The following is a 7,653-nucleotide window of genomic DNA, read 5'->3' on the forward strand; positions in this document are numbered from 1 at the left end:
CGGTCCGGCCGCGCGGCGGCCGCGGCGGCGCCGGCGGTCGGCGAGCCGGTACAGCCGCCTGCGGTAGGCCTCGTCGTCGCGGACGGCGAGGGCGGTGGAGGTGGCCGAGGCGACGGCGGACATCGCCGCGGCGACCACGACGGCGGTCTGAGGCGACAGTTCGCCGTCGGCGGCCGGGACCAGGTCGAGGGCGACCAGCAGCAGCGAGCCGTTGAGGAAGAACACCGTCAGGCCCAGCACCAGCGCGGGCACCAGCAGCAGCGCCCGGACCAGCAGCGGCCACACCAGGGCGCTCAGCAGGCCGAAGGCGCCGGCGCCCCAGGCGGCCGCAAGCCCTGTCTCGGTGATGCTGTCGCCGTCGTCGGAGCGCAGCCGGAAGTCCGGCAGGAGGCCGGCCATGACGAGCATGGTCAGGGTGGACGCGGCCCACACGAGGGCCACCCGGCCCAGGGCGGCCGCCGTGGTGCGCCATCGCCCTCGCAGCACGGCCCACCTGCCCTCGCGTCCCGGCCCACGCCCGTGCGCCGGGCTCCTCCTCCAGCGTCGCACAGGGCGTGGGCCGTCGGGGCGGGCCCGCGCGGGCGGACTCCTCCAGGAGCACTGCCGGGGGTGACTGCCGGGGGGTGACTGCCCGGGGGTGGTGCCGGGGGGTGACTGCCGGGGGGGGTGCCGGGCCGCTCAGGTGCCGTCGTAGCCCGCGGTCGGCATCGAGAGCCTGCGGTGCACCTCGGCCTTCATCGCGGAGGTGTAGCTCGGCTCGTCCAGGCCCGCGGTCTCCAGTCGCACCCCGCGCCGGGCGCACTCCGCGGTGAACTCCTCCACCGAGCGCAGCGCCCGCTCCAGCACCCGCCGGTTGGGGGCGACGAACAGGTCCACCTGGCCCGCCTCGACGTCCCGCCACAGCCCGAAGTGGTCGGCGCGCAGGCTCAGGAAGAGCAGCTGCCTCGTCACCACGTAGCCCTGGTCCGCGGCCCAGCGGGCGCACATCGCGTGCTGGCTCCGGGTGTCCACGACGAAGGGGTCGGCGTCCAGTTCCTCGAGCGGGGCCAGGCTGGTGATAGCGGCCACGCGCAGCTCGTCCATACCCCCCGACCCTACTCCGATCGGGCGGCGGCGAGGAGGCGAACGTCGGCCACCACGGGCGGACAGAACGGCCGGTCGAGGCCTACGCTCACGACAGGCACCGAAGGTAGGGAGGGCCGTGTTGCCGGTGGAGATCACCTGGTGGGGTCATGCGACGTGCACGGTCGAGGATTCCGGGGTACGGCTGCTGACGGACCCACTGTTCGCGCGCCGCCTCGCGCACCTGCGGCGGCGCCGGGGAGCGCTGCCCCCGCGGGAGGCGGCCGTGGCCGACGCGGTCCTGGTGTCGCACCTGCACGCCGACCACCTGCACCTGCCGTCCCTGGGCGTGCTGGCGCCGGGAACCCGCCTGGTGGTCCCGCGCGGTGCGCGCCGGGCGGTGCCGGGGCTGGCCCGGCTGGCCGGCCTGCGGGGGCTGACCGTGACCGAGGTGGAGCCGGGCGACGAGGTCGGGGTGGGGGCGGGGGTGAGCGTACGGGCGGTCAGCGCGCGGCACGACGGGCGGCGGCTGCCGTTCGGCCCGCACCGTTCGCCCGCACTCGGGTACGTCGTCCAGGGCGCGGCGCGCACCTACTTCGCGGGCGACACCGGGCTGTTCGACGCGATGGCGGCGGAGGTGGGGCCCGTGGACGTGGCGCTGCTGCCGGTGGGCGGCTGGGGCCCGTTCCTGGGTCCGGGGCATCTGGACGCCCGGCGGGCGGCGGACGTCCTGGGCCGGCTGGCGCCGGCGGCCGCGGTGCCGGTGCACTACGGGACGTACTGGCCGATCGGGATGGACGCGGTGCGGCCGCACGAGTTCCACGCGCCGGGCGCGGAGTTCGAGCGGCTGGCGGCGCGGCTGGTGCCGCAGGTGGCGGTCGCCGTGCCGGGGCACGGCGAGTGCGTGCGGGTGCGGGTGCCGTGATGGTGCGGGAGGCGCTCGACCAGTGGGGGCAGACCCCTGCGGAGTCCACGCAGCAGGCGCTGGGGTACCCGGCGTTGTTCCTGCTGGTGGCGCTGGGGGCGCTGGTGCCGGTGATTCCGACGGGGGCGCTGGTGAGTTCGGCGGCGGTGGTGGCCTTCCACCAGCAGTCGCCGCCCTTCGGGGTGCTGCTGGTGTTCGGGGTGGGGGCATTGGCGGCGTTCACCGGTGACACCGCCCTGTACTGGCTGGGGCAGCGCGGGGTCCGCTCCCGCAACGGCTCGCGCCGGCCGGCGGCGCTGCGCGGGCGGGCGACGCCGGAGCGGCTGGCGCAGGCCCGGGCGCGGCTCGACGACCACGGGGTACTGGTGCTGGTGCTGTCCCGGCTGGTCCCGGGGGGCCGTATTCCGGTGATGCTCGCCTGCCTGCTGGCGCGGATGCCGCTGCGCCGCTTCGCCCGGGGCAACGGCCCGGCGTGCCTGGCGTGGGCGGCGACGTACGCGCTGATCGGCATCCTGGGCGGGTCGCTGTTCGCGGAGCCGTGGAAGGGCGTGGCGACGGCGGTGGCGCTGGCCCTGCTGATCAGCGCGGCGCCGGGGCTGTGGCGGCGGCTGCGGCCGTCGGCCGGGGGCGGGGGCGGCGGGGGGCGTCCGTCCACGGGGGCGGGGCCGTCAGAGGGTGCGTGAGGCGCCGATCGGGAGGTCCCAGAGGGTTTCGCGGGGCAGGCCGGCCCGGTCCCAGGCGGCGCGGACCCGCAGCAGCGGTTCCATGACCGGCTCGGCCGACAGGACGAAGGTGGCCCAGTGCATGGGCGCCATCCGGTGGGCGCCGAGGTCGAGGCAGGCCTGGACGGCCTCCTCCGGGTCGGCGTGGACGTCGTGCAGCCACCAGCGGGGCGCGTAGGCGCCGATCGGCAGCAGGGCGAGGTCGATCCCGGGGTGGCGGCGGCCGATCTCGCCGAACCAGTGCCCGTAGCCGGTGTCCCCGGCGAAGTACACCTTCTTGCGGGCCGCGTCCCGGGTGTCGGTGAGCACCCAGCCGCCCCACAGGCTCCGGCAGGTGTCGAAGAGGGAGCGCTTGGACCAGTGGTGGGCGGGGACGAAGTCGAAGCGTACGCCGTCCAGTTCGGCCGCCTCCCACCAGTCCAGCTCGGTGACCCGGGTGAACCCGCGGCGGCGGCACCAGCGCCCGAGCCCGGCCGGGACGAACAGGGCCGTGTGGCGGGGCAGCCGGCGCAGGGTGGGCGCGTCGAGGTGGTCGTAGTGGTTGTGGCTGATCACGACGGCGTCGACGGGCGGCAGGTCCTGCCAGCGCACGCCCACGGGGGTCATACGAGCCGGGGTGGCGATGATGCGCCGGGACCAGACGGGGTCGGTGAGCACGGTCAGCCCGCCGAGGCGCAGCACCCAGCTGGCGTGGCCGGCCCAGGTGACGCCCACCGTCCCGGCGCGGGGCGGCGGCAGCGGGCCCGGCTCGTACGGCAGGTCGGGGATGCCCCGCAGCCCTTCGGTGTCGGGCCGGAAGGCGCCCTCGCGGGCCAGTCGGGCGTACTGGCGCAGCCCCGGCAGCGGAGTCGTCAGCCGATCGGCGAAGGAACGCGGCCACAGCCGCGCCTCGGCCAGCGGGCGCGGGGCGACGAGCGGAACCGGCCACGCCCGGTGGGCGGGGGCGGGGGCGGGGGTACGGGTGGCGGGGGCGGCGCCAGGGCCGGTGCTCGTGCCAGGGCCGGGGCCGGTGCTCATGGCGGCGCCGGTCCAGGTGCCGGGGCCAGGGCCGGTGCTCGTGCCGGGGCCGGTACGGCTACCAGGGCCGGAGACGGTGCTCGTGCCAGCGCTCGTGCCAGTGCCGGTCCGGGTGCCGGTGGCGGTGCCGGGACCGGTGCCACGGCCGGGGCCCGTCCGGATGCCGGTGACGGTGCCAGGACCGGGGCCGGCGCTCATGGCGCCGGTCCAGGTGCCGGGGCCAGGGCCGGTGCTCGTGCCGGGGCCGGTACGGCTACCGGGGCCGGAGACGGTGCTCGTGCCAGTGCCGGTACGGCTACCGGGGCCGGAGGCGGTGCTCGTGCCAGCGCTCGTGCCAGTGCCGGTCCAGGTGCCGGCGGCGGTGCCAGGGCCGGTACGGGTACCGGTGGCGGTGCCAGGGCTGGTGCTCGTGCCGGGGCCGGGGCGGGTGTCGGCGGCGGTGCCAGGGCTGGTGGCGGTGCCAGGGCTGGTGCTCGTGCCGGTGCCGGTACGGGTAGCGGTGCCGGTTGGCAGGGCGGGCCGTTCGTCCGTCTGGTCGCTCATCGAGCAGTCTCCGTTCGCCGTTGCCCCGGGGGCGGCGCCGGCCGCGTGTCGCGGGCCCGGCGCCGTCACGTGAGGTCAGGTCACGTCAGGTCGGCCAGCACCGCCGCGAGGGCGCTCAGGGACCGCCGTACGTGCGGGAGCGCGAGGGGGTCGCGGGCGGTGAGGGCCGCCAGCCGCTCCTCCGGGGTCACCCCGAGCAGGGGACTGGTGGACAGCCGGACGCGCAGGGCGCCGAGTTCGTCCGCGAAGCGCTGGCCGCCGGGGGCGGGGGCGCCGAGCCGGACCCCGAGGTGGTCCTCCAGCTCCATCGCGTCGCCCACGCCGCGCCGGGCGAGCCCGGCCCGTAGCGGGGTCAGGTCGGCGTAGAGGTGGCGGCCGGCCTGCGGGGGCAGGGCCAGGGCACCGACGGCCAGGAGCTCCCGGTGGACGGCGCGGGCCACTGCGCCGTGCAGCCGGGCCGCGGCGATCGCCCGGGCGGCCACCGCGTCGGGTTCGTCGAGGGCGTGGGCGGCGGCGCCGGCGACCGGGCCGGCGATCTGGGCGCCGGTGGCGGTGAGCACGTCGAGGGTGCGGGCGCGCAGCCAGGTGCCGCGCGTGGTGCCGGGGAAGCGGGCCACGGCGGCGGGCCAGCCGCCCGGCAGCAGTGCGCCCGACAGGTCCATCAGGACGGCCGCGTCGTCGGGCAGCATCGTGGCGGGGCTGAGGACGAGCGTCCCGTGCGGCCGGTGCACGGTGTCCCGCCAGGTCTCGTCGCTGACCACGAACAGGTCGACGGCCTGCGCCGCCTCGCACGCCTCGCGCCGCAGCTCCGGCGGCGGCACGGTCGCCGTGGGGTCGTCGGCCACGGACAGCAGCAGGACGCGGGGGTCACCGCCCTCGGCGCGGACCCGCCGTACGGTCTCCAGCAGCGCGTACGGGTCCGGTACGCCGCCGCACTCGGCCGGCGTCGGCACGTGGTAGGCCCGCCGTCCCAGCAGCCGGACCTGCGGGGTCCACCAGGCGGGACACGGGCGGGGCAGCATGACGTCGCCGCCGTACGCGCCGAGCAGCGCCAGGAGCAGCGCCGGCGCACCGGGGCCGGCGGCCACGTCACCGGGCTCCGTCGGCAGGCCGCGCCGCGCCCAGTGCCGGCAGGCGGCCTCGCGGACGGGCAGTCCGCCGCCCGGCGGTTCGGGGGCGGAGCGGACCGCGGCAGCGGCGAGGACCTCCGTCAGCTCGGGCAGGACGGGCAGGCCCGGCTCGGGAGCGGGCGGACCGAAGCGGACCGGCCCTCGTCCTTCCGGCGCCGTACGCTGCATCCCCTCCATCGCCTCGCCCTCGTCCCGTGCTTGCCGCCGCGTTCCGGATCGCCGTTCGGTCTCCGCACAGCGCGCGCGGTGTCGTGCGCAGTGTGCAGACCATGCCTTTATAAGGCCGATTGCTCCGGTTTGCCCCTTCTCGCCCTCCGCCGATACGCCCTCTTTACCCCGAATCTGCCGGTCAACGCCTCCGCCCCATCAGGGCCAGCAGCCTCGTCTGGGTGTCGGCACCGTCCGGGATCTCGACCGGCGCGGCGAACATCCCGCTCGCCGCGAGCGCGTCGGCGTGGGGCGCGACCTCCTTGAACGTGAAGTCGACCAGGTCGTCCGGCAACCGGTCGTCCGCCCCGATGCCCCGGGACAGGTCCCAGGTGTGCACCGCGCAGTCGACGATCAGCTCGGCGCAGTAGGCCGATCCGGGCGTCGGCCCGCGCGAGAGCGCCACGGGGCGCTCCAGCGCACCCGGCGCGGCGAAGGCGGCGTGGGCCGCGTGGGCGGCCGTGTCCCAGGCGGCCATCGGGTCCTCGCCGAGGAGGTCACCGGAGAAGGCGTCACCGATGTCCTCGACCGTGCGGCCCTCGGCGACCAGCGGCGGGACCCACAGCTGTTCGCCGGTGACGTGGTTGACCAGGTCGGCCACCGTCCACTCGGTGCACGGGGTGGGGCCGTCCCACTGGTCGCCGGTGATGGCGTGCACCCGCTCGCCGAACAGCCGGAGCGCCTCGGCGTGCAGGTCCAGGAGTGCGGTCTGCGGGTCCGTCCGGGTGGCTCCCACGGGTCTCACCGTCCTCTCCTTCGGCTCGACCCCCTGGCCCCAGGTTCCCCCCACTCCCCTTGCCCCGCAACGGTGTTGTCCGCATGTCAAAACACCCATCTCATATTCCAGCATGATCGCCTACGGTGGGAGCAACGCTTCGAGGAAGTGCGAGGAGAAGAGGCCACCACCATGACGTCCGCCGCGCCCGGCCCTGCCGGGCCCACCGCCACCACTGCCGCCACCGCCACTGACGCCACCGCCGCCGGGACCCCGGCCGAGACCGCCGTCTACACCCACGGCCACCACGAGTCGGTGCTGCGCTCGCACCGCTGGCGCACCGCCCGCAACTCCGCCGCGTACCTGATCGGCGAGCTGCGCCCGGGGATGTCCGTGCTGGACGTCGGCTGCGGTCCGGGCACGATCACCGCCGACCTGGCGGAGCTGGTCGCCCCGGGCGGCCGGGTCACCGCCGTCGACGCCGCCGCGGACGTGGTGGAGCAGGCCCGCGCGCACGCGGCGGAGCGGGGGCTGGACGGGATCGCGTTCGCCACGGCCGACGTCCACGCACTCGACTTCCCCGACGACTCGTTCGACGTGGTCCACGCCCACCAGGTGCTCCAGCACGTGGGCGACCCCGTCCAGGCGCTGCGCGAGATGCGCCGGGTGTGCCGGCCGGGCGGGATCGTGGCCGCCCGGGACGCCGACTACGCGGCGATGACCTGGTACCCGGCCACGCCCGGGCTGGACGCGTGGCTGTCGCTGTACCGCCGGGTGGCCCGGGCCAACGGCGGCGAGCCGGACGCGGGCCGCAGGCTGCACGCGTGGGCCCGGGCCGCGGGCTTCACCGACGTCCGGGCCACGGCCACGGCGTGGTGCTTCGCGACCCCGGAGGAGATCGCCTGGTGGTCAGCCCTGTGGGCGGACCGCACGACGGCCTCGTCGTACGCCCGGGTGGCCACCGAGGGCGGCCACGCCACCGCCACCGAACTGGCGTCGCTGGCCGGGGCGTGGCGGATGTGGGGCGCGTCCCCGGACGCCTGGTTCTCGGTCCTGAACGGCGAGATCCTCTGCCGGGTGTGATCAGCCAGGGTCAGGGGGCCGGGCGCATGCGGAAGTCGTACGGGTCGGGCAGCGGGCGGGCGGTGAGCCGGTACCAGGTGTCGGACAGCACCTCGTCGCCCTCGCGGAGGTCCGGGACCTCGAAGCCCTCCTCGAAGAGGCGGCGGGCCGCGGCCGTGTGGCCCTCCGCCGCCAGCAGCCGCGCCGCGAGCAGCCGGAAGCGGCCGCGTTCGCGCAGCGCCGGCCGCAGCCGGTCCCACACCGCGCGGG

8 protein-coding genes and 1 pseudogene are annotated in these 7,653 nt (G+C 76.8%); 3 read left to right on the forward strand and 6 right to left on the reverse strand.

Features of this window, described 5'->3' with window-relative positions:
• Both GPJ59_RS30805 and GPJ59_RS30810 read right to left on the reverse strand, forming a co-directional pair.
• The coding region (locus GPJ59_RS30805; protein WP_219671206.1) for a phage holin family protein at positions 1–486 on the reverse strand (486 nt) is incomplete at its 3' end.
• A gap of 192 nt (positions 487–678) precedes the next feature.
• Positions 679–1,083 carry a hypothetical protein gene (locus GPJ59_RS30810; RefSeq protein ID WP_219671207.1) on the reverse strand — a complete coding sequence of 135 codons (405 nt, stop codon included), beginning with the start codon at positions 1,081–1,083 and terminating at the stop codon, positions 679–681.
• 121 nt (positions 1,084–1,204) lie between these two features.
• On the opposite strand from GPJ59_RS30810, the gene GPJ59_RS30815 reads away from it, so the two are divergent.
• Together GPJ59_RS30815 and GPJ59_RS30820 are read left to right on the forward strand one after the other, a co-directional pair.
• Positions 1,205–1,987: an MBL fold metallo-hydrolase gene (locus GPJ59_RS30815; protein WP_219671211.1), complete on the forward strand. Its 783-nt coding sequence runs from the start codon at positions 1,205–1,207 to the stop codon at positions 1,985–1,987.
• Entirely contained in the window at positions 1,987–2,670 is a 684-nt protein-coding gene (locus tag GPJ59_RS30820; protein WP_219671212.1) for a DedA family protein, read from the forward strand. Before GPJ59_RS30815 ends, GPJ59_RS30820 begins: the two co-directional genes overlap by 1 nt.
• Here GPJ59_RS30820 and GPJ59_RS30825 read toward each other — a convergent pair.
• The 3 genes from GPJ59_RS30825 to GPJ59_RS30835 form a co-directional block, all read right to left on the reverse strand.
• Entirely contained in the window at positions 2,656–3,726 is a 1,071-nt protein-coding gene (locus GPJ59_RS30825) for an MBL fold metallo-hydrolase (protein WP_219671213.1), read from the reverse strand. The genes GPJ59_RS30820 and GPJ59_RS30825 overlap by 15 nt on opposite strands.
• A gap of 623 nt (positions 3,727–4,349) precedes the next feature.
• A complete protein-coding gene (locus GPJ59_RS30830; RefSeq protein ID WP_219671208.1) occupies positions 4,350–5,567 on the reverse strand; it encodes an aminotransferase class I/II-fold pyridoxal phosphate-dependent enzyme in 1,218 nt (405 codons plus the stop codon).
• Positions 5,568–5,748: 181 nt separating this feature from the next.
• Positions 5,749–6,351 (reverse strand): TIGR03086 family metal-binding protein, encoded by a 603-nt coding sequence (locus GPJ59_RS30835; RefSeq protein WP_374200960.1) that lies wholly within the window; start codon positions 6,349–6,351, stop codon positions 5,749–5,751.
• Between the two features lie 162 nt (positions 6,352–6,513).
• On the opposite strand from GPJ59_RS30835, the gene GPJ59_RS30840 reads away from it, so the two are divergent.
• Positions 6,514–7,404: a methyltransferase domain-containing protein gene (locus GPJ59_RS30840; RefSeq protein ID WP_219671210.1), complete on the forward strand. Its 891-nt coding sequence runs from the start codon at positions 6,514–6,516 to the stop codon at positions 7,402–7,404.
• 10 nt (positions 7,405–7,414) lie between these two features.
• On the opposite strand, the pseudogene GPJ59_RS30845 reads toward GPJ59_RS30840, so the two are convergent.
• Positions 7,415–7,653, reverse strand: a pseudogene (locus tag GPJ59_RS30845) (DUF5107 domain-containing protein); the annotation flags it as partial.

Source organism: Streptomyces bambusae (assembly GCF_019400985.1).
Lineage (GTDB): Bacteria > Actinomycetota > Actinomycetes > Streptomycetales > Streptomycetaceae > Streptomyces > Streptomyces bambusae_A.